The organism is Lachnoanaerobaculum sp. Marseille-Q4761 (assembly GCF_017565785.1).
Taxonomy (GTDB): domain Bacteria; phylum Bacillota; class Clostridia; order Lachnospirales; family Lachnospiraceae; genus Lachnoanaerobaculum.
Genome location: NZ_JAGEKB010000001.1, coordinates 962,221 through 983,929, shown reverse-complemented (window position 1 = coordinate 983,929; position 21,709 = coordinate 962,221). Strand labels below are relative to the sequence as shown.

At 35.5% G+C, this 21,709-nt stretch carries 19 protein-coding genes and 1 pseudogene; 10 read left to right on the top strand and 10 right to left on the bottom strand.

The features are described 5' to 3' along the window. Positions 1 to 4: 4 nt before the first annotated feature. The 6 genes from mfd to J4O15_RS04485 all read right to left on the bottom strand — a co-directional run bounded on the left by mfd (position 5) and on the right by J4O15_RS04485 (position 8,144). Entirely contained in the window at positions 5 to 3,343 is a 3,339-nt protein-coding gene (gene mfd / locus J4O15_RS04510; RefSeq protein WP_208099861.1) for a transcription-repair coupling factor, read from the bottom strand. A gap of 8 nt (positions 3,344 to 3,351) precedes the next feature. Continuing rightward, positions 3,352 to 3,987, bottom strand: a complete 636-nt coding sequence (gene pth, locus J4O15_RS04505) for an aminoacyl-tRNA hydrolase (RefSeq protein WP_208100268.1) — start codon at positions 3,985 to 3,987, stop codon at positions 3,352 to 3,354. Between the two features lie 74 nt (positions 3,988 to 4,061). Then, a complete protein-coding gene (locus J4O15_RS04500) occupies positions 4,062 to 4,391 on the bottom strand; it encodes an immunogenic protein (RefSeq protein WP_208099860.1) in 330 nt (109 codons plus the stop codon). Between the two features lie 55 nt (positions 4,392 to 4,446). Beyond that, complete coding sequence (locus tag J4O15_RS04495) at positions 4,447 to 5,784, bottom strand: glycoside hydrolase family 32 protein (protein WP_208099859.1); 1,338 nt, start codon at positions 5,782 to 5,784, stop codon at positions 4,447 to 4,449. A gap of 12 nt (positions 5,785 to 5,796) precedes the next feature. Further along, a complete protein-coding gene (locus tag J4O15_RS04490; RefSeq protein ID WP_208099858.1) occupies positions 5,797 to 6,990 on the bottom strand; it encodes a toxic anion resistance protein in 1,194 nt (397 codons plus the stop codon). Positions 6,991 to 6,995: 5 nt separating this feature from the next. Beyond that, complete coding sequence (locus tag J4O15_RS04485; protein ID WP_243761959.1) at positions 6,996 to 8,144, bottom strand: 5-bromo-4-chloroindolyl phosphate hydrolysis family protein; 1,149 nt, start codon at positions 8,142 to 8,144, stop codon at positions 6,996 to 6,998. A gap of 228 nt (positions 8,145 to 8,372) precedes the next feature. Between J4O15_RS04485 and J4O15_RS04480 the strand changes: the two genes are divergently transcribed. From J4O15_RS04480 to J4O15_RS04470, 3 genes are read left to right on the top strand one after another with little or no spacing between them, the layout of a single operon-like run. After that, positions 8,373 to 8,747, top strand: a complete 375-nt coding sequence (locus J4O15_RS04480; protein WP_208099857.1) for a GntR family transcriptional regulator — start codon at positions 8,373 to 8,375, stop codon at positions 8,745 to 8,747. A gap of 1 nt (position 8,748) precedes the next feature. Beyond that, positions 8,749 to 9,615 carry an ABC transporter ATP-binding protein gene (locus J4O15_RS04475; RefSeq protein WP_208099856.1) on the top strand — a complete coding sequence of 289 codons (867 nt, stop codon included), beginning with the start codon at positions 8,749 to 8,751 and terminating at the stop codon, positions 9,613 to 9,615. Beyond that, positions 9,612 to 10,265 (top strand): ABC-2 transporter permease, encoded by a 654-nt coding sequence (locus J4O15_RS04470; RefSeq protein ID WP_009220239.1) that lies wholly within the window; start codon positions 9,612 to 9,614, stop codon positions 10,263 to 10,265. Before J4O15_RS04475 ends, J4O15_RS04470 begins: the two co-directional genes overlap by 4 nt. A gap of 358 nt (positions 10,266 to 10,623) precedes the next feature. Here the strand turns inward: J4O15_RS04470 and J4O15_RS04465 are convergent. From J4O15_RS04465 to J4O15_RS04450, 4 genes and pseudogenes are all read right to left on the bottom strand, one after another. After that, positions 10,624 to 11,817: pseudogene (locus J4O15_RS04465) on the bottom strand (IS1380 family transposase); the annotation flags it as partial. Positions 11,818 to 12,011: 194 nt separating this feature from the next. Continuing rightward, complete coding sequence (ttdB, locus tag J4O15_RS04460; protein WP_009220244.1) at positions 12,012 to 12,641, bottom strand: L(+)-tartrate dehydratase subunit beta; 630 nt, start codon at positions 12,639 to 12,641, stop codon at positions 12,012 to 12,014. 4 nt (positions 12,642 to 12,645) lie between these two features. Continuing rightward, on the bottom strand, positions 12,646 to 13,569 hold the full coding sequence (ttdA, locus tag J4O15_RS04455; protein WP_208099855.1) for a L(+)-tartrate dehydratase subunit alpha: 924 nt from the start codon (positions 13,567 to 13,569) through the stop codon (positions 12,646 to 12,648). Between the two features lie 22 nt (positions 13,570 to 13,591). After that, positions 13,592 to 14,860, bottom strand: coding sequence for an SLC13 family permease (locus J4O15_RS04450; protein WP_208099854.1), 1,269 nt, complete (start codon positions 14,858 to 14,860; stop codon positions 13,592 to 13,594). Between the two features lie 200 nt (positions 14,861 to 15,060). On the opposite strand from J4O15_RS04450, the gene J4O15_RS04445 reads away from it, so the two are divergent. The 7 genes from J4O15_RS04445 to J4O15_RS04415 all read left to right on the top strand — a co-directional run bounded on the left by J4O15_RS04445 (position 15,061) and on the right by J4O15_RS04415 (position 21,702). Then, entirely contained in the window at positions 15,061 to 15,954 is an 894-nt protein-coding gene (locus J4O15_RS04445) for a LysR family transcriptional regulator (RefSeq protein ID WP_009220247.1), read from the top strand. A gap of 129 nt (positions 15,955 to 16,083) precedes the next feature. Then, a complete protein-coding gene (locus J4O15_RS04440) occupies positions 16,084 to 17,292 on the top strand; it encodes a response regulator (RefSeq protein WP_208099853.1) in 1,209 nt (402 codons plus the stop codon). A gap of 150 nt (positions 17,293 to 17,442) precedes the next feature. Beyond that, on the top strand, positions 17,443 to 18,066 hold the full coding sequence (locus J4O15_RS04435) for a response regulator transcription factor (protein ID WP_208099852.1): 624 nt from the start codon (positions 17,443 to 17,445) through the stop codon (positions 18,064 to 18,066). Between the two features lie 121 nt (positions 18,067 to 18,187). Then, entirely contained in the window at positions 18,188 to 18,487 is a 300-nt protein-coding gene (locus J4O15_RS04430; protein WP_009220250.1) for a WXG100 family type VII secretion target, read from the top strand. A 32-nt stretch (positions 18,488 to 18,519) separates the two neighbouring features. Continuing rightward, positions 18,520 to 18,831, top strand: a complete 312-nt coding sequence (locus J4O15_RS04425; protein WP_009220251.1) for a WXG100 family type VII secretion target — start codon at positions 18,520 to 18,522, stop codon at positions 18,829 to 18,831. Continuing rightward, positions 18,806 to 19,633: a PP2C family protein-serine/threonine phosphatase gene (locus J4O15_RS04420; protein WP_243761958.1), complete on the top strand. Its 828-nt coding sequence runs from the start codon at positions 18,806 to 18,808 to the stop codon at positions 19,631 to 19,633. The genes J4O15_RS04425 and J4O15_RS04420 overlap by 26 nt, the downstream gene beginning before the upstream one ends. A gap of 59 nt (positions 19,634 to 19,692) precedes the next feature. Continuing rightward, positions 19,693 to 21,702: a serine/threonine-protein kinase gene (locus tag J4O15_RS04415; RefSeq protein ID WP_208099851.1), complete on the top strand. Its 2,010-nt coding sequence runs from the start codon at positions 19,693 to 19,695 to the stop codon at positions 21,700 to 21,702. Positions 21,703 to 21,709 lie beyond the last annotated feature (7 nt).

Sequence of the window (21,709 nt, the reverse complement as noted above, 5' to 3'; positions counted from 1 at the left end):
TATACTAAAATATTTCCTCTTTCATCTTCTCAAGCAGATTCAGGGCAAATTCCATTCTGTCCTCTGTAGAGATTTTTTCTCTGTCTCTGTATTCCCAGTTAAGCACCTTGTCATACTTCACCGTCATATTTTTCCCGAAAGATTTTAAAAAGCCGTCAAGCTTATCCATTTTTATCTGTTTGTTTTCTCGCATTGTCCACTTTATCTGCAATTTATTCACAATAATATCACTGATAAACATACTGCTTGCCAAAGCCTTTATCCTTGCCACATATAAAAGATTGCTGACAGGTCTTGGCATCTCACCGAATCTGTCTATAAGTTCATCCTGCATATCAATAAAATCTTCCTCGGTTTTTACCAATGCTATCTTTTTATATATTTCAAGCTTTGTTTCCTCATTTGAAATATAGCTTCCCGGAATATATGCACTGCTGTCTATCTCAACACTCGCCTCTATTTCCTCTTCCACCGGCTCTCCGGTTTTTAATGCTCTGACCGCCGTATTTAAAAGCTTAACATATAAATCATATCCTACCTCTTCCATATGTCCATGCTGTGTCACTCCAAGTACATTTCCGGCACCCCTTATCTCCAAATCTCTCATTGCAATCTTTATTCCGGAACCCAGTTCCGTAAATTCTCTTATTGCCTTAAGTCTTTTTGACGCCTCCTCGGATAAAAGCTTGTTTCTTGTATACATAAGGAAGGCATAGGCACTTCTTTTACTTCTTCCTACCCTGCCTCTTAGCTGATAAAGCTGTGAAAGTCCCAGTCTGTCAGCATCATGAACTATTATGGTATTGGCATTGGGCACATCCAGTCCGGTTTCCACTATGGTGGTCGTGACTAATACATCCACATCTCCATTTATAAAATCCACCATCCTTGCTTCAAGATGTCTTTCATCCATTCTGCCATGTACATATTCCACATTTATATCAGGCAAAAGTGCTCTTACATGCGCCGCCACTTCCTCAATATTATTGACTCTGTTATAAAGATAATATACCTGACCTCCTCTTGCCACCTCTCTTCTTATAGCCTCTTTTACAGTCTCATCATGGTATTCCATCACATAGGTCTGTATGGGCTTTCTGTCCACAGGCGGCTCTTCCAAAACAGATAAATCTCGGATACCCGAAAGTGACATATGTAAAGTCCTTGGTATAGGTGTTGCGGTAAGTGTAAGAACATTTACATTTTCACAAAGCTGCTTTAACTTTTCCTTATGCCTTACACCGAATCTTTGCTCCTCATCCACTATTACAAGTCCAAGCTTCTTTGGCAATACATCCTTTGATAAGAGTCTGTGAGTACCTATAACTATATCCACAAGACCTTTTTCTAAATCCTCAATAGTTTTGGTCTGTTCTTTTTTGGTGTTAAATCTTGATAAAAGGGCTATTTTAACAGGAAAATCCTTCATTCTTTGAATAAATGTATTGTAATGCTGTCTTGCAAGTATGGTTGTAGGTACCAGATACAATACCTGATATCCTTCCTGTATGACCTTAAATGCAGTTCTTAGCGCAATCTCGGTCTTTCCATATCCCACATCACCGCATATAAGTCTGTCCATGATTTTACCGGTTTCCAAATCTCTTTTGGCATCCTCTATGGCTTTTAGCTGATCATAGGTTTCCTCATATTCAAACATCTCTTCAAACTCTCTTTGCCAAAGAGTGTCCTCACTGTAAATTACACCCTTACCCTTCAGTCTGCTTGCATACAAAGCCACAAGCTCCTTTGCCATTTCCTCAACTTCTGTCTTTACCCTTGTCTTTGTCTTATTCCACTCGACTCCTCCAAGTTTATTGAGCTTAGGCTTTTTTATTTCTCCGGTGCCGTATTTTTGTATTCGATTCAGCTTTGAAACCGGTACAAAGCAATTATCACCACCCTGGTATTCGATTTTTACATAGTCCTTTATGATACCGTCTCTTTCTATTTTTTCGATACCCCTGTATATTCCAAGACCATGATCCTCATGTACTATATAATCTCCTACATAGAGCTCACTTAAAGAGGTTACTCTATCCCCCTCATATTCCTTTTCTCTTCTCTTTTTTTTCTTTTGGATTTTGAAGATATCACTTTCTGAAATCAGAGCAAAATTTATAGCAGGATATTCAAAGCCCGAATGTATATTTCCTACAAATATAGCTATCTGTCCGGGAGCAATACTTACATCTCTTTCTTCTTCCGAAAAGAAGGCATCCAAAGAATAATCATTTCTAAAGCTGTCTGCAAGTCTTTTTGCTCTGGTCTTTGAAGCACATACCAGAGCCACTTTCGTTTTATTGCTCCTGTATTTTTTTAAATCGTCCACAAGATTTGTAAAATCTTCATGATATACACCGCTCATTCTTGAAAAAATGGAATAAACGGCTTTTACTTCGATTTCCTTTATTCTATTGTCAAGTCCTGTAAGCGCAATACAGGGTGATTTGCTTAAGCTGTGAAATACCTCTTCAGCTCCGAAAATATCCGGAATATCCTCCTTATTGTACTGACCTGACTCTATTCGCCCCGAGGCACTTTGATTGTATTCCTCCTCGGTCTTTCTTGCTTTTTCCAGAGTTCTTGCAGGCTCATCAATATATATCAAAGTTTTTTTATAATCAAAATATCTCAAAAAAGACTGCTCGCCGCCAAGCTCCCTCTCTCTTGCAGGATAAATATTTACATATTCAAGTTCATCTATGGATCTTTGACTTGCAGGATCAAAGCTCTTCATTGCATCTATCTCATCATCCCACAGCTCTATTCTTACAGGGTATTCCTCGGTAAGAGGGAATATATCTATTATACCTCCCCTTATTGAAAACTGCCCCGGATTGCCTGTTTCAAAACTTCTCTCATAACCTATATCCGTAAGTTTCTTTGCTAATTTTTCTATATCAACAGTGTCTTCTTTTTTTATCTCCATTGTGGTCTCGCAGAATTTTTGATAATCTTCCAGCTTATCCATAAGGGCATCGGCAGTTGTAACTATAACACCGCCGGCGTCCTCCCTCAGATGTTTCCACACTTCCACTCTTTTTACCGTTATCTGCAAAGACCTTATATCCGCGTTAAAAAAAAGTAAATCTCTTGCAGGATACAAATAAACATCGTCCAAAAAGCAGCCTATATCTTCATATAGCCTGCTTGCATTGTCCTCATCATAGGATATAACAAGTTTCCATGGTCTTTCTTCCTTCATCAGCTCCGATATAAGATGTGCCTTTCCGGGCTCTGCCATATCACTGACTTGTAGAGGAAACTTCTCTTTTTTTATATTTTCTTCTAAAGATTCAAAATCCGCTAATCTTTTTAAGGGATTTTCAAATAAACTCATATTCTTCCTTACTTTATCTTTTTGGTATTATATCTGTTCATTGCTGTATCATACTGATCTTCTACCATAAGCTTTATAGCTTCTATGGCATCTGATGCCGCTTCATCTAAAAGTTTCTTATCGGTATCATTAAATCTGCCAAGCACATGGTCTGCCAGATCCATCTTCGCCGGCTTTTCTCCTACTCCCACCTTAATTCTTGGAAAATCGGATGTACCCATATGTGCAATCAAAGACTTTATCCCATTATGTCCTCCTGCACTTCCCTTTAGCCTTATACGCAAATTCCCGGGTTCAAGATTTATATCATCATATATAACTATCACATCTGATGCATCAATCTTAAAATAATCCATAAAAGCACGCACAGATTCACCGCTGTTATTCATATATGTCAGCGGTTCTAAAATTATCGCTTTTTCATTCCCGATTCTTACCCTTGTAAAAACCCCCTTGTACTTTCTTTCCGATATATCTTCTCCAAGCTCATACGCCAGCTTTTCCACAACATAAAAACCGGCATTATGTCTGGTATTTACATACTCTCTTCCCGGATTCCCCAAACCAACTATTAACTTCATTTTACTTTCTTTTCTATCTTTATTAAAATCAAATATATTTTTTAATCTGTCAAATAATATCATTAACAAATCACTTTTCCTATAAATGCGGTGGAAATGCCTGTTAAAGCATTTCCACATTAAGTCCTTTTTTAATTTTACCTTCGCTCCACAAGTATTGCATCTTCCTCAGAAAAATAATCATCTAATGAACTGCTTAAACCTGAGGCTTTCCATGCCTGCTCAAATGATATCTCAGGAAGATTGCTAAGATATACAAAAGTACTGTTTTTTGCGGCATTAGGCATTCTTCCGCTTATTTCAAATCTGTATTTATAAATATGCTCATCACAACTATATGTTCCGTTACTTAATTCAGAATAGGTTTTCAATCTGCCTTCATCCGCCTTGTTTTCTTCTTTCTTTGCACAGCATGCCATATTTAATAATAAAATCAAACCAAGTAAACATATAATAAATCTTTTCATTATATTTCTCCTTCATTTTGAAATTCATCAATATACAATCTGTGTAATACAAGTATTATATATCCAAACTATAAAGTTTTCCCCTGATATTACCTGATACTTTTATATCACTATAATTTGACGGATACATTCTGGTAGACATTACATACTTTCCGTCATTTACAAAGATCTCCAAAGAAGATGCATCAATCATAATCCTTAGACTCTCCAAGCTTTTAATCTTTAAATATCTCTTATCTCTGCCATATCCGTTTGCAATAAAGGAAAGCTCCAAATCTCCTCTGTTTGCATCAAAATCAAGCTTAACAGTATCAAAGACTTCTATTTTTAGACTTTCTCCAAAGTTTGATATTTCCAGCTCAAAAGCCCTTTTATCATCCGCATTTTTATAAATTACTTTTTCTTCAGCATATTCAAATACAGGCTTTCTGATTGATTCAAGTTCTTTTACAGGCTTCATATATAATGTATTGTCTTTAAAGTCAAGCTCTCTGAATACACTCATACAATGCTGATATCCATATTCTACCGTCGGATTTGTATAATTTGCATCAGGCATACCCATCCATCCAAGCAACAGTCTTCTTTTATCATGCATAAAGGTCTGAGGTGCATAGAAATCAAAACCGAAATCTACTTCTTTGTACTCGCTTATATAGCCGTTGGTTCTAAAATCTCCCTCAATTATAAAGTATACACAGGAATGAATATTTTGGAACTCGTACTTGCCGCCCTGTACTCCCTGTGGACATGCCATAAGAATCCACTGACCGTTTATTTCAAAAAGATCGGGACATTCCCACATATAGCCAAATCTTGCCATAGTTTCAAAAGTTCTTATATACTTCCATTTCTTTAAATCCTCAGATTCAAAAATCAGAACCTCTCCCTTATCCTCCATGGTTCTTGCACCGAGTACCATATAGTATTTGCCCTCATATTCAAATACCTTCGGATCTCTTACATGACAGGAAAGCCCTTCCGGATAGTCACTATTATACATAAGTACTTCTTTTTTTTCCGCTTTCAAGCCGTCCTTACTTATTACATGTACGGTATTATGCTCCCTGCCGGCATATATATAGTCAAAATCTCCGTCCTTTTTTACATTTCCCATGTAAAAGATATGCATTATATCTTCTTTTATAAATGCACAGCCTGAGTACACCCCGTTTTTATCAAAATCTTTATCGGGTGATAAAAATATATCTGCATCCTCCCGGAAAAGCAAATCCTTTGACTTAAGATGCGCCCAATATTTATTGCCGCCCTCAGGCTCATAGGCATATTGATAAAACACATGGTAATATCCTTTAAAAAAACAAAGTCCGTTAGGATCGTTTAACCAGCCTTTTTTAGGCTCAATATGGTATTTTTGTCTCCAATTATTCATTTTCTTTCCCATCTATTGATTACTGTTAACCTGTCTGTTGCTGATTTCAAGAAGCTTTGCTCTCATTTCATTTTCGATATTCTTTAGCTCCGCCTCAGCCTCCTTTCTTTTCTTCCTTCCCTCATCCTGTATCTTTATTACTTCATCAAATGTGGATATAAGAGTTTTATTGGTGTTTTTAAGAGTCTCAATATCTATTATTCCACGCTCCGACTCTTTTGCGGTTTCTATAGTGGCTGTCTTTAAAATCTCGGCATTCTTCTTCAAAAGCTCATTTGTCATATCCGATACAGCCTTTTGTGCCTTTGCGGCATCACTTGAATGTTTTAAGCCTATAGCAATCACCATCTGATTTTTCCAAAGCGGAATAGTATTTACAATGGTAGACTGTATCTTGTCGGACATCATTGAATCATTGTTTTGTATAAGCCTTATCTGAGGAGCCATCTGTAATGAAACTGTTTTTGTAAGCTCCAAATCATATATTTTTTTCTCAAAACGATTTATCATCTGTGAAAAATCTTTTGCTTTTTGAGTATCCTCAGGAAGTCCGCTTTCATCCGCCTTTTTAATAAGAGCGGGCAGTTCTATATTATTTGCTCTTTCCAGCCTTTTCTTTCCGGCAAGAATATACATGGACAATTCCTTGTAATAGTTCATATTCAGCTCATACATTTTATCAAGCATCAGCACATCCTTCATTAAGGTTACCTGATGATCCTCCAAAACCTTAGCTATATTATTGACATTGGTTTCCACCTTGTCATATTTTGCCTTCATATTTGCCAGCTTATTGCCTGTTTTCTTAAACAGACCAAAAAGCCCCTTCTCCTCATCCTCACTTTCAAGGGAGCGTATCTCTCCCACCACTCCGGCAAGCATATCACCTATCTCACCCAAGTCCTTGGTTCTGACTCTTTCAAGTGCATTCTCGGAAAAGTCGGCAATCTTTTTTTGGCTGCCCACTCCATAAGAAAGTATCGCCTGTGAATTGCCTATATCTATTTTTGATGCAAACTCCTCCACCATTCTTTCCTCTTCAGGAGAGAGTTTTACCTGCGGTGAATTTTCTTCTTTCTTGGTTTCCACAACAACGGCTACAGGCTTTTCTTCCTGCATATCAAATGTCAGACTCGGACCTTCATTTAACATCTTATCCAGTGAATCCATATTTATCTCATTGCTTTTTACTTCATTGTCATTCATATTTTCTACCTCGCATTATTTTCATTTATTCCACCGCTTATTAAGCCCTCCTTTGCAAGCATTACCTTTAATAATGCCGCATCGGTATCCGCATCCATTACAGAATCCTTATAAAGTCTGTTCTGGAATTCCGTACAGGCCTCATTTATAGAGTCAATGGTCAATTCGATTTCTTTTTTTGTATTTAATATATCACCATCCGGAGAGATAACATTGTCAAAATCCACATAGGTCTTTATAAGCTTTAATGTAGTAGGCAAATAGTATTTCATTAACTTATAAAGCTTTCCTGTTTCCTTAGGTTCTTTTTCCACCCTGTCAAATATTGATGTGAGAACATTCTCCAACCTTGTAAGCTTGGATGACATAGGCTCATTTGTAATACCCAAATGCAATTCCTTAATTGACAATATATATAATCTGCCTTCAGATATGATATTATCTTCTTTTATATCCTCGCCTGTCTTACTTTTATCCTCCAGCATTTGCTGTGACCTTCTTTGATCCTCAAGCGCCATATATTCTCTGTAAATATCATTGCTTAACATAAAGCATCTGCTGTTAATATCCAGATGCCCTTCAGGGAAAATCCTTTTATCTATCATCTTCCTCAGATTATTTACCACCGTATATGGAGTCTCATTTGAAAGCATTGCCAAATCCTCTATATTCATATAGGTTTTGCCATTCATTATGCGATAATAATTCTCTGCCTTATCTGTAATTTTAAGCTTCAACATTGCCGGTATTGCAAGGAAAAATCCCACTCCGAAAAACGGTAAAAGTGCAATAATGGGAATAAGCCATCCTATTAAAGAAAAAGGTAAAATAGTCAGTGTAAGCACCAGTATCGGAATAGCAAATACTATCATTATAGGGAATCCTACAAATGCCCTTATCAGTGACTCCGATCTTTTTGAATTTATATAGATTTTTGTATCGGCATTTATCTCTCTTGAAAATTTTGCGCTCTTTATCTTTTTATCATAGGTTGTTTTAAGGGAATTTTTTGCTACCGTAAGTGTGTTTGCAATTTTATCGGAAAATTCCTTGGCTCTATTACTTATATCCTTTTCATCAAAAACATTTTTAATATCATTTCTAATAATGTTCCATTCTTTGTTATCCTGCATACTCGCCTTTACCTCGTTCATATTATATTGGTAAACTAATGAATATCTATAATATCAATATATTCTTTTATGTTTCACTCCCCTAACATCTTTATTATCCCACATCTTTATTGAGTTATCAATTAAGAAAATTAAGTTTAATAATTTAATAATAAAAGTTGATGGCAAGGGGAAAACCCTCTTGACAGTTATATATTTATAATGCTAATATTGTACTTATACAATAAGTACAATATGTAAGGAGTTTTTTTGAATATTATAATTAGCAATAATAGAGACAAACCTATATATGAACAGATTGTTTCTCAGGTTAAAAACATGATTATGAATGAAGAATTACTTGCCGGAGAATCGCTTCCTTCAATGAGAGCTTTAGCCAAATCAATTCATGTAAGTGTCATCACTGTTCAAAGAGCTTATGAAGAATTACAAAGAGATGGCTTTATAGAAACTGAAATAGGTAGAGGAACCTATATATTAGCAAGAAACAAAGATTTTTATAAAGAGCAAAAGCAAAAAGAGATTGAAGAACATCTACAGTCTGCCATTGCAATAGCAAAAGAAAATGCTATTCCATTAGAAAAAATAGTTGAAGTATTAAAAATTTTGTATTTGGAGGAGTAAAATGAAAAATATTTTGACATTAAAAGATGTAAATAAAAAATATGATAGATCAAATTTCTCTATCACTGACATATCCTTTTCACTACCTGAGGGCAGTATAATGGGCTTTATCGGTGAAAATGGCGCCGGAAAATCTACTAAAATGAACTGTATTTTAAATGTTTTAAAAAAAGATAGTGGGAAGATTGAAATATTCGGCAAAGAAATGTCTGATGAAGATACAATCATAAGAGAAAGTATTGGTGTGGTATATGATAGTAATAATTTTCCTGACTACCTTACAGCCAAACAAATATCAAATATCTTTGAAAAAATCTATAAACAATGGGATAATATCTGCTTTGAAGAGTATCTTAAACGCTTTGGCTTATCCAAATCGCAGAAAATTAAAACTTATTCAAGAGGAATGGGAATGAAACTTGCAATCGCAGTAGCACTTTCTCACAAATCTAAACTCCTAATTTTAGATGAAGCTACAAGTGGGCTTGATCCTGTTATGAGAGATGAAATTTTAGATGTCCTTCTTGAGTTTGTAAAACAGAAAAATCACTCAGTACTGTTATCTTCACATATTACCGGAGATTTAGAAAAAATAACTGATTATATTGTATTTATTAATAAGGGTGAAATTATTTTAAATAAAACCAAGGATGAACTTATATATGAATACGGAATTATCCGTTGCTCAGAAAATAATTTTTTAAGTATATCATCCGAGGATATATTATCGTATATGAAAAGAGATTATCAGATAGATGTTTTGGTGTCTGATAGAAAGTTGGCAGAAAGAAAATATAAAAATTTGATAATAGATAATGCTTCATTAGATGAAATTATGTTGCTTATGGTGAAAGGGGAAACAAAATGAAAGGCTTGATTAAACATCATTATTATAAGATAATATCAAACTTAAGCGTATTGTTAGTCTTTATATTATTGGCGGGTATCCTTATCCTTATTTTTGGTGACAAAAACGAAACTTTGTTAATGGCTTTTTTAGGTTTAACCGTTATCGGACTTCCATTTATCAGCTCTATAAGCTTAATAAAAAATAATGGTGGAAAATGGAAACAGTATATTTTATCACTGCCTGTAAAAAGATCAGAAATTATAAAAAGTATATTTATAGCTCAATTAATTACAGTCGTTATTGGAACTGTAATTTCCATGGCATTGTTTTTAGCGTCATTTACTTTTCATGGATTTGCATTCTATAGATATATTGATATCCTGCTGTTATTTTCTTCTTTTATAGGAACTATACTATTTATGAATTCATTCTTTTTTCCTTTATCTTACTTGGATTCAAATGACAGAACAGAAGCTATAAGTATTATAAGCTTAATAATATCAGTAGCAATTATGGCTGGACTTATAGCAATAAATAATATCTTATTTGGAAAGCCCTCAACTACGCAATTAGTTATTTTTAGCATAGTAAATATTATTTTATCTATTACAACATTTACACTATCCTATTTTTTAACTGTTAGAATTTATTCCAATCAAGGCAGCTAATATGATTACATAAAATAAAAGAAGACTTTTTTAATCGTGTGTTATAAAAGTCTTCTTTTTAGTTTATCCAAAGAATTTTGATATATTCTCCATATTCACAAGGCAGTATAATTTAACCTGAATTATTCACGGTACAATATTTTAGTTAATTACCGTGCTATAAATCTTTAAACTTGACCAATGACGCTATAACTGACTTAATACATCTAAAAATGGGCAGACTTCCCCCTAGGTAGAGTTTTTGAGTAGTTATTAAGCTCTCAAGGTTCGTTATTAGTTGCTATTCGAGTTGTACATATAGCTTGCTAATATTTGATATAGTCTCATAGAACTCATCCTTATATGGGCAACTGCTACACAGCTTAAATGTCATATATCTTGCTGAACGAATTACTTTTGCAGCAACCTTTAGCAGTTTTAGACGGACAGTATCAATGCGTTGTTTTCGCATGCATGTATTTGAAGCCTGTTGGCATTTACAATTCTTGTATGACTGCTGACAGAAGCGAAGTCAAAACCTGTTTTACTTTCCTTTATGAAGTTTTCCATCAAGCCTCTTTTGCAATAGAACTTGATAAGATATTCAGGAGATGACTCCATATTTGTAACAATGAATGTATACATGTAAGTCATTTGGTTTTCAGGTTTTTCAACTTTACAGACAACACGTCTTTCATAAGGCCAAGGACCTGCCTGATACATGAATTCACCATAAACTACAGCATAATCTACTTTGTTGTTTTTTGTGATTTCATCAAGTTCATCTACAAGATATGATACCTTATCACGAAGTATAGCATTTTCTTTCAAACGAATTACATAGCCGGTACCGTTTTCTTCACACTGTTTATACAAACCCGGTGTTGCAAAGCCACTATCTCCACGAAGGAGAAGTTTAATTTCCGGAAAATCTTTAAGATATTCATCAAGTATAGGCTGAAGAAATTCCACAACACCTGTGCTTGAATACTGAGTCCCATCACGAAGCTGAATTTTAATCAAATCTCCTGTGAGTCCATCATAGCAAACAAGTGGATGGTAACCGTTACTTTGATAGTGGAAGTTAAATGCTCTGCCTTCCTGTTTGCCATAGGCATTAAGAAGTGTTGAGTCCAGATCTAAAATGATAGCTTCAGGCATCTGAATACTATAAACTTTCTTTCGAAGGATCCGGTTCATAGAAAGGAACTGATTAAGTGAGTCCTCATCCATTCGATTATGAAATCGTGAAATAGTTGGCTGCGATTAAAGTGTCTTTATTCAGCACTGCTTTAAACACAGGATCATTTGTAAGTTCATCTGAAGAATCATCTTCAAAATAGCCTGCAATGATCATATATATCATCTGAAGAAGGTTTTCTTTATCAGTGTGATAACGGAATAATGCAGAATCATTGGTCTTAAATGATTTACAGAAAAGTTTGTCAATGCCAAGTTTACTTACGAATTCTTTTATAAAAAGTAAGCCTGCATCGGAGGATAAATCTCCTCCATCGAAATTAATTTTAATTTTTCTATTGCTTTCAAGTGATAAGGTGTTTACAATACTCATAAAGGGCTCCTTTGTGTGATTATATTGAGTTTTAGCACCTTAATTTTACCACAAATGGACGCTCTTTTTTTATTCACTTACTAGGTGAAAGCAATATTTTGTTAAAATATAGTAATTATATGGCTTTCAGCCACGTTCATGATGTTGCCATGAATAATCTAGGTTTAAGTTGCTTTATTTTTGAGCGGTACAGACTATTTAATAAATCCTACCTGCCTGCTTATTATTTCTATCTGCTCATCCTTTTTCTTATTATATTCCACCTTCTTTTCTTCAAAATAGTTCCTTCCATAAGAATCTATAGAAACTATAAGAGGACCGAATTCCTTAACTTTGCAATGCCACAATGTTTCAGGCATACCGAGATCCTTCCACTGAGCTTCCACAATTTCTTCCACTTCAACAGCTGCCACCACTGCATTGCCTGCCGGGAAAACACAATGAATTGCTCCAAAATCTTTGCAGGCTCTTTGAGTATTTTCCTTCATACCTCCTTTGCCGAGGATCACCCTAACACCGGTAGTCTCAACAAATTCATATTCAAATTTTTCCATACGCATAGATGTTGTAGGTCCTACAGAAACCATTTCATATTTATCATCCCCCAATGGACGGATAATAGGACCGGCATGAAGTATCGCCGCATCTTTTACATCCACCGGGATTTTTCTTCCTTCTTCAACAACACGCCTATGTGCCACATCTCGACAGGTTGTTAAATCACCTGTAAGATAAATGATATCTCCTATATGGATATCTTTTAAATCTTCTTCTGACACCGGAGTAACTAATATTTTTTTCTCATCTCTAATCTCAACAGCCATTTTATTACCTCCATGCTCCTTCTTTATAATCAAAGCCTGTATGTGTGTCTATTGTAAAATTCAGATCCTTATCAAAAACTATATGTCCTCGTCTATGACTCCAACATCCCACATTTACTGCAACTCCTATTGCTGACGGATGTCTTGCAGTATTTTCAATATTTACTCCCATTACAGAATAATTACCGCCCATGCCCTGTGGTCCAAGTCCTATATTATTAATCCCCTCCTCCAGAAGCTTTTCCATCTTTGCCGCATTTTCATTTGGATTATGTGTACCTATATTTCTCATAAGTGCTTTTTTTGAATTAAGAGCGGCAGTCTCTACAGATGTGGCAACCCCTACACCTACCAAAAGCGGAGGACAGGCGTTTAATCCATATGTTGTCATACGGTCAAGCACAAATTTGGTAACTCCCTCGTAGCCTTCACCCGGCATAAGTACTGTGGCATTTCCCGGAAGTGTGCATCCGCCTCCCGCCATATATGTATATATTTCACATTTATCTGAATGTGGAATGATATCCCACCATACAGTAGGAGTACCCTTACCGACATTTTTACCTGTATTATATTCATCAAATGTTTCTACAGAATTATGGCGAAGAGGTGCATGTACTGTAGCTTGTATTACTGCTTCTCTAAGCAATCCTTCCAGTTCGTCTATTAATGGAAATTTTGTTCCGCATTTTACCCAAAACTGTAAAACTCCTGTATCTTGACATGATGGACGATTCAACTCCACCGCCAGATTCTGATTTCTAAACATTGTATCATAAATAACCTTTGCCATAGGGCTGTCTTCTTTATCCCTAAGTTCTGCAAGTTTATTTATTACATCATCGGGAAGCTTTTTAGCTGTAAAACCTACAAATTGTGCCATTATTTCAGTTAACCTTTGTACCTGTCCATTATTTTTATTAATCATAGCAATCTCCTTTATACTGTTTTTATGCCGGAAAAAACGGGAATGCAATCGGCAAAATTATCATACTTACTATTGTTGCAATAAATATAAGAGGCAAACCTGCCTTTACATAATCTATAAATTTATAATTACCTGCTCCCACCACCATTGTATTGGCAGGCATTCCTATAGGAGTTGCATAGGCACATGAACCTCCGATAACACATGCCATAAGCACTGCTCTGGGATCCGCTCCCATTCCCGTTGCAATCGAAAGGCAAATAGGTGCCATAAGTGCTGTTGTTGCTGTGTTTGACATAAAATTTGTAAGAGCACAGCATATTATAAATACTATAAATGTAAGTATATATGGTGAAGGATTTGCACCTAATCCACCTATAACTTTATCTGCAATCATTTCCCCTGCACCGGTTTCTTGAAGTGCAGTTGCAAGTGAAAGAGTGCCGCCAAAGAGAAATATTGTTTTCATATCAATGGATTTGATAGCGTCCTTTTCAGAAATCACCTTGGTAATTACAAGGAGAATTGCTCCTATACAGCCTGTTACACATAATTTAATACCTATTTCTTTTTCAAATATCATTCCAAGCAGAGTTCCTACAAGAATAACTAAGGATAGAATTTTTTTCCATCTTGGAACCTTACTGAAATCGTTTTCACCGTCAAAAACCGATTCATTGCCGGGGTCATTGTCAGGCAGAAGTTTGTAACCTATAGTTGCATAAAATATTATACCTGCTATAAGTATCGGCAGCCCGACAATTGCATATTCAAAGAATCCGAATTTAAGCCCTATAGGTTCAAGTGTGGACTGAGCTATAAGATTACCCGGTGCTCCTATAAGTGAGAGATTACCTCCCATGGCTGCGGCAAATACCAAGGGCATAAGAAACTTTGATCTTTTAAATCCTGATTTTGCAGCAATCCCTATAACTACAGGAATGAGCACTGCTGCGGTACCGGTATTTGAAAGCACACCGCTCATAAGACCTACTATTACCATAATAGCAATAATAAGACCACGTTCGGTTTTGGCAAACTTTGTTACCCAGCCGCCGATCTCATTTGCCATACCGGTTTCAAAAAGAGCACCTCCAACTATAAACATAGCTACAAAAAGTATCACATTGGTATCAATAAAACCGCCAAAAGCCTGCTTTACATCTAATACTCTCGTCACTACGAGACCCACACAAACAATCATAGATGTAAGGGCTAAAGGAATTTTTTCTGATACAAACATTATAATTGCGAATAACAAAAATAATAATGTTATTATTGCCGGACTCATATTTTTTCCTCCTACATATAAATTTTTCTTACACGCATATTGTAATTTACTTATACTAAAAAGAATATTTAATTCTAACTTAGGTTTGTATAAAAATAAACTATACTAAAATACAGATAATGATATAATAATGAGTAGATAAACTTTATTATTCATGTTTATAACATGCTGATTTTTTAGAATAAATATAAGGTGATGATATGACTTTAAATCAATTGGAGTATTTTTGTGCGGTATGTCGCTATCACAGCATAACCAGGGCGGCAGCTGAATTGTTTGTTACACAACCGACTATCTCAGTTGCCATAAGAGACTTGGAAAAAGAGTTTAATATTAAACTTTTTAATCATGGAAAGAATAAAATTACATTAACCTCTGAAGGAGAGGAATTTTACAAAAAAGCAAGCGGGCTACTGGTACACAGCCATGAACTCTATGATGAGTTTGGGTCAATGGGAAGAAATATACCGGCAATAAGAATAGGCATACCTCCGCTTATGAGCACGGTATTTTTTCCAAGACTTATTAACTTATTTCAGAAAAACTATAATATCCCTATTAAACTATATGAGTATGGCTCGATTCGTGCTTCTAATTTAATAAATGAAGATATTTTGGATGTAGCACTTGTAAATATGGACTTTTACAATATTTCCAAATTTGAGTCTTATTTTTTAATGAATGATTCCTATGTTTTTTGTGTTTCCAAAAATCACAGATTTTCAAATGAAAAAGAGATTACATTAGATATGCTCAAGGATGAACCTATAATTTTATTTAATACGGATTCTGTACAAAATTCCACTATTTTTGCAAGATATCATGCAATGAATATTATACCCGAGGTACTTCTGCACTCGAGTCAGCTTGGTACAATTTTAAATTTTGTAAGGGGAGGAAATTGCGGAGCATTCCTGTATTCATCTCTTGCAGTAAATCCAAGAGATTTTGTTGAAATACCTGTTAAGCCTGAAATAACAAGTGATTTCGGATTACTGTGGAAAAAGGGAAAAATTCCTAACAGCAAGACGACTAAATTTATTGATTTTATAAGGAGCAATGAATATAAGGACATATTTACCTGTGATAAATGATATTGTAAAATAATATTAACAAATTTAATAAGATTAAAATGTCTCTTTAGCATTATAATTATACATAGTTAAGAAAAATTACAGTTTATCTTTGGTGTAGAATCATCCATTGTTTTGATGGGGGTGAAGATGACACAAAAATATTTTGAACGGAAACAAAAGTACCTTTTATTTAAACTTAATAAAGACTTAAACTTTCAGATTAAAGCCCTTAAATCAGCATTCAATGAATTTAAAGATGAAGGGAATGCATCAAGTCTTTGCTTTAGAAAGATGATATGGCTGACAGTGTTTTTAAAACGCTATGTAAATCTTTTTTTAATCTGTCAGTCCGATAAATCTGTCACTATGGATGAAATAAATCTTTGCCTTTGGGAGTTTTCGGAAAAACTTAAATGGTTTCCCGATATCAAAACTTTTAAATTATGCGAAGGATGTGGAGAGGTCCTGCCTGAAACGGCATTTTTTATATGTAAGCTTTGGATTTTTTTACTTGAATGGGCAGGGTATATGCCTGATTTTGTACAGATAAATATTAATGACGGTCAAAAGGCTGTTATTATTATTGAAAGCTCTATGATTTTAAATAAATCAAGCTTTCTCACATGGCTTTTCCAAAGAGAGAGTTTGAATAGTGAATATATGGAAATCAGTGAAGAAAAGGAAGGAAAAAAGCTGTCAGTAAGCCTAATCTGCCATAAAAAAAGCATCAAAGAGAATACAGAGCTTTATAACGAAAAAAATTATAACATGAAATTTTTGAAAAACTCTGAAGACAGCAAATACAGTAAAACATTAAAAGAACCTGATGTATACTCAAAGCCACAGTATCTTAATTTAAAAATGAGATTACACAGAGAATTTGGAGACTGTATGCAGGCAGGATATTTGTATATGATTGGGGATGAGACGGTAGATAAGGAAAATATAGTCTACATGTGGAGAAGTCTTATTAAAAATCTCACAGGTAATACTCTCACAAAGAAGAAAGTTGATGAGAAAAAAGAATTGTCACAACTGGCGGCATTATTTCACTGTACTTTGCATCTGCCAAAGAAAAATCTCTTTAAGGAAATGTATGAATCTGTTTTTTATTTTTGTATACGTGAGGCTATGATGAATGCTGTTCGTCATGGGGCTGCCACCGAAATTTTTATAACACAGGAAAGGTTTAAAGATAAAATAAAGATCTCTATTTTTGATAACGGCACAGGACTAAAGATAGATTTTAATGAAGGGGGAGGTATCTCAGGGATTCGTGCTTATCTAAATGAAAGAGGGATACCTCTATATATAAATGATGAACAGGGAACGTTAGTAATTTCGTTTTTACTTTAAAAATTCTTTTCCATATGAGCCGGTAAAATCAACAGATTTATACTTGACAAAATAGGAGGCGTTAAGTTTAGGAATGCCAAATGTGCCATAATTTTTATCCTATATGTTTTGGCCGGACGGTTACATGAAGGTTTATTTGGGAGGTGACAAATGTTTGGCATTATGATTGTGGAAGATTCACCTTTTACAATAGAGTATTTGGAGCTTAAATTATCCAAAATGAAAAATAAATATCAGGTGATATGTAAATTTCGGGAAGCTCAAAATGCAGTGCCGGCTTGTGAGTCCGGGCAGATAGATATTGTGCTTATAGATGTATGTCTGAATGATACCTCCGGACTGGATCTTGCAAAGAGAATAAAGGAGAGTTTCCCTAAAATCAAAGTAATCATTATGACTTCCATGCTGGATCAAAGCTTTATTAAAAGGGCAAAAAGTTCAGGATGTGAAGGTTTTTGGTTTAAAGAAAGCATACAAACCGGAATTTTATCAATACTTGATGATGTAGCTATCGGCGAAAAAGCATTCTCAGAGGACTTTCCGGAAATTACACTTGGCAATGCAAGGCTTGAGGAACTTACGGATGCGGAGCTGGCTGTGTTAAGAAGCTTTGCCAAGGGATTTACTTACGCCGAGGTGGCAAATGACTGCCATATTTCAGAAAATACAGTGCGTTACCATGTAAAAAACCTTACAAGTAAAACCGGAATGCATAATATGGCAAAGATTGCCCTGGAGGCTGTGGATAAAAGAGTCATTTTACCGGGCTTTTAAAAAGTACTAAAACTACACATATATGTGGGGACAGATAAATATTCTTTTGTTATACTACAAACAACAAAGCAACAATAATTTATATTCGCCGTACGGCAAAGTATAAGGATAGGAGTTGAATATGGCAGAAATTAAAGTAACACCTTCAGTTCTTCGCAGCAAAGCTGATGAACTGCAAAACGGAGTAAGGAATTTGTCACAAAAGATGGAAGAACTTCATGAAAAAGAGGCTCAACTTTCCACCATGTGGCAGGGAAGTGCCAAGGAGAGCTTCCACAATGCTTTTATGACAAGTTATGACGAATGTCAGGCATTTTTTCAGGAACTGCAAAGATTCATTGTAAAGCTGGAAGAGACGGCACAACAGTATGAAGAAACAGAGGCAAGAGCGGCAGAAGCTGCACAACAGAGATTTTCTTAAAAAAATTTTCTTAATGAGGAAAGGAAAATAATATGGATGGAAATATTTTAGTAACCCCTGAGGAGTTAACAAGGAATGCTTCAGAGTTTTCCGCATCAGGAAACAGCATGTACCAAATAGCAAATGAGATGCTTCAGACAGTACAAGGCTTAAGCGGTGTATGGGGCGGAGATGCCGCCAATACCTATATAAATAATTTTAAGCGTTTTCAGGGAAGTTTTGACAGGCTTAAAGGAAATATTGATGCTCACGCATCCGCTCTGACTGAACTTGCAAGCATGTATCAGCAGGCTGAGCAAAAAAATGTAGAAACCGCCAATGATTTCAGAGATGTTTTGGAATAGGCTGTTTAAGCCCTTTGATTATACCTTACATGCAGCACTTATAAGTGACATCGGAAAAAAAAGAGTCGAGAATCAGGATAATTTTTGTTTTGATGAATTTATTAATGTGAACAAGGCAAAGTCCGTCCGATTAAAATCACAAAATTTCGCCTTACCCGGAGCTTACGCTATTATGGACGGCATGGGTGGAGAAAAGCTGGGAGCACAGGCATCGCTTGAAGCTGCCGGCTTTTTTTCTAATATTAAAAAAAATATTTTAGAACTTCTTCAAAGGCTGAATGCTGATGAAAGAGAGAGGGTGTTTTTCAGCCTTATCCACAGTATGAATGAAAAGGTATGTCAAATGGCAATTAAAAATCATGTACAGCAATCCGGAACCACCTTCTGTGCTGTCTTTTTGATAGAAAATAGAGCATATATTGTAAGTGTGGGAGACAGTAAAATTTTTTTGATTAGAAACGGGAAGGCTGTTTGGCAAAATGAATCGGATGCTATAAATACTGCCATTGTAGAGAATGGAAGGAAAAAATGGATAAAAGGCGGTCTAAGTCAATTTTTGGGAATGGATACAAAAGAATATGAGCTTATCCCCCATATAAATGAGCTAAACCTAAAGACTGAGGATAAATTTTTATTATGCAGTGACGGACTGACCGATTATGTGAGTCCTGATGAGATAGGGATGACAGTAAAGGAGAATACCATTGAAAATTCTATGGATATTCTTTTAAAGCTGGCATTAAAACGTGGAGGACGTGATAATATTACTATTCTGCGACTGGATATAAAACGCAAGGAATAGGAGTAAATTCTGTATTAATGTAATTATTTTTGAATACATAGAGCGGAGAAAGAGAAAATATGACACACAGGGAAATCATAACCAGGGTGTGGCCCGGTTGGGAAATAGAGAAAAAAATAGGAGAAGGCTCCTATGGTAAGGTTTTTAAAGTATCAAAGGAAAGCGGGGGAATGGTACAGGAATCTGCCGTGAAGGTAATCCGCATTCCGGAAGATGAAGAAGAATTTAAACTGGTACAGGAAAAATTTTCTTTGACACGTCAGGAGACAGAGGAATACTTTCAACCTGAGGTGGAGAGATTTAAAAAAGAAATCCTGATTATGAAGGATCTGGGCGAAGAAAACAATATTGTCCGTATTCTGGATTTTGAAATAGTAAAAGATACCGGTGGGAACTATGGATGGTATATTCTTATCCGTATGGAACTTCTCGAAAGTCTGGACTCTCTGATTAAAAGGAGGGATTTTTCTATAGGGGATGTGCTTTCCTTAGCAGAGGATATTCTCAGTGCTCTAAGAGCCTGTGAAGAACATAATATTTTACACCGTGATGTAAAGCCGGATAATCTTTTTTGCAACAAATATGGACGGTACAAGCTTGGAGATTTCGGAATTGCCAGAAAACTTAAGGAAAGCAGTTTAAGCCTTTCACATAGAGGGACTGACAATTACATGGCTCCTGAGATATATCAGGGAAAATCCTACAGCCACAATGCAGATATCTATTCTCTTGGAATTGTGTTGTACAAGCTTTTGAATAATAATCGTCTGCCTTTTTTGGAACAGGGGAAACTCACTGCATCAAGTTTGGAAAATGCCTTTAAAAAAAGGCAGACAGGTGAGAAATTCCCTAATCCCACACATGGTTCTGTAAAACTTTTCGGTATCATAGAAAAAATGTGTATGTTTGATCCTAAGGATCGTTTCCAAAATGCCGAAGAGGTTTTGGAGCAACTTCGTGAATATCGTAAAAATAATATTGATGAACTTCACAGATCTTTAGATATCAAAAGAGACGAGCTACCTGATTATGTTATCAATAAAAAACAGGCAAGTTCTACAAGAGAGGAAACAGTTTTAGATTCTCAAAAGGAAAAAGACGTTCAAGAAGATATTCCTTTAAATGAAGAGACGAATTTTGATTATACAGAGGGTACAAGAAAGCTTCATCCCGAAAGGAAAAAAGCTGAAACGAACTCTTCATGGGATGATATCGAAGAAGCTATAAATAAAATGCAGGAGGACACACAGAACAATAAAAAATCAGATTTTAAGACATGGCTGCCGATTATTGCAATATTCGGTCTTATATTGGTTATAGGAGCTACATTTTTATTAAAGCCAAAAAAATCTAATGAACAGGCAAAGACAAACACAGAGGAAACTGCGGTAATAACATCTGAAAGTACAGCTTTAGAAAGCAGTGAAACAGTAGAAATACCGAGTACCAACCCGGTTTTAGAGGATGATGTTTTTTCTGTAGACAAGTCACAATTACCTGAAGGCAGCTATTTGGAATATACAATAAATCTTTGGATCCCAAGTGCTAAAGAAGTCAAGGAAAGAAGCGGTGTCTATATCGGAGAACAAACAGACGGTGTTCCAAACGGTATAGGAGGATTTTTCTATCAAACGGAGGGACAGGGTGAGGAAAACAGCCATTATCTGGTACAAAATGTTTATATCGGAGAATGGGAAAACGGAGTGCTAAAGCCGGGAACAATTGTAAAACAGAGAAAAAAGAATACTCTGACCTATGAAAACGGTGATATTTTTACCTTTATATTCCGCTTTGAAGATACCTGGGATGTGAATAATTTCCGTGACAATATGCGTGGAAGCATGGACTACATTGCCATAAAGGCAGAAAACGGACAGGAGGAAAAGCAGAACTTTGTAGGAGTATTTGACAAGGAAAGCGCACAAAAACTTAACGGAACTGAATATAATGATACGCAAAAGTATGTAGGCGATTACCGGGATAATCGTTATTTTAACGGAACCATTTACAATTTGGAAGGAGTTCAAATCGGAACTGTAACAGAAGGCAATGTAGAGTATACTCAATGATACCGAG

Excerpts from the sequence above, each read along its gene's own strand:
- mfd (WP_208099861.1), bottom strand. The coding sequence starts at position 3,343 with ATGAGTTTATTTGAAAATCCCTTAAAAAGATTAGCGGATTTTGAATCT.
- pth (WP_208100268.1), bottom strand. The coding sequence starts at position 3,987 with ATGATATTATTTGACAGATTAAAAAATATATTTGATTTTAATAAAGAT.
- J4O15_RS04500 (WP_208099860.1), bottom strand. The coding sequence starts at position 4,391 with ATGAAAAGATTTATTATATGTTTACTTGGTTTGATTTTATTATTAAAT.
- J4O15_RS04495 (WP_208099859.1), bottom strand. The coding sequence starts at position 5,784 with ATGAATAATTGGAGACAAAAATACCATATTGAGCCTAAAAAAGGCTGG.
- J4O15_RS04490 (WP_208099858.1), bottom strand. The coding sequence starts at position 6,990 with ATGAATGACAATGAAGTAAAAAGCAATGAGATAAATATGGATTCACTG.
- J4O15_RS04485 (WP_243761959.1), bottom strand. The coding sequence starts at position 8,144 with ATGAACGAGGTAAAGGCGAGTATGCAGGATAACAAAGAATGGAACATT.
- J4O15_RS04475 (WP_208099856.1), top strand. The coding sequence starts at position 8,749 with ATGAAAAATATTTTGACATTAAAAGATGTAAATAAAAAATATGATAGA.
- J4O15_RS04470 (WP_009220239.1), top strand. The coding sequence starts at position 9,612 with ATGAAAGGCTTGATTAAACATCATTATTATAAGATAATATCAAACTTA.
- ttdB (WP_009220244.1), bottom strand. The coding sequence starts at position 12,641 with ATGGCTGTTGAGATTAGAGATGAGAAAAAAATATTAGTTACTCCGGTG.
- ttdA (WP_208099855.1), bottom strand. The coding sequence starts at position 13,569 with ATGATTAATAAAAATAATGGACAGGTACAAAGGTTAACTGAAATAATG.
- J4O15_RS04450 (WP_208099854.1), bottom strand. The coding sequence starts at position 14,860 with ATGAGTCCGGCAATAATAACATTATTATTTTTGTTATTCGCAATTATA.
- J4O15_RS04445 (WP_009220247.1), top strand. The coding sequence starts at position 15,061 with ATGACTTTAAATCAATTGGAGTATTTTTGTGCGGTATGTCGCTATCAC.
- J4O15_RS04440 (WP_208099853.1), top strand. The coding sequence starts at position 16,084 with ATGACACAAAAATATTTTGAACGGAAACAAAAGTACCTTTTATTTAAA.
- J4O15_RS04435 (WP_208099852.1), top strand. The coding sequence starts at position 17,443 with ATGTTTGGCATTATGATTGTGGAAGATTCACCTTTTACAATAGAGTAT.
- J4O15_RS04430 (WP_009220250.1), top strand. The coding sequence starts at position 18,188 with ATGGCAGAAATTAAAGTAACACCTTCAGTTCTTCGCAGCAAAGCTGAT.
- J4O15_RS04425 (WP_009220251.1), top strand. The coding sequence starts at position 18,520 with ATGGATGGAAATATTTTAGTAACCCCTGAGGAGTTAACAAGGAATGCT.
- J4O15_RS04420 (WP_243761958.1), top strand. The coding sequence starts at position 18,806 with ATGATTTCAGAGATGTTTTGGAATAGGCTGTTTAAGCCCTTTGATTAT.
- J4O15_RS04415 (WP_208099851.1), top strand. The coding sequence starts at position 19,693 with ATGACACACAGGGAAATCATAACCAGGGTGTGGCCCGGTTGGGAAATA.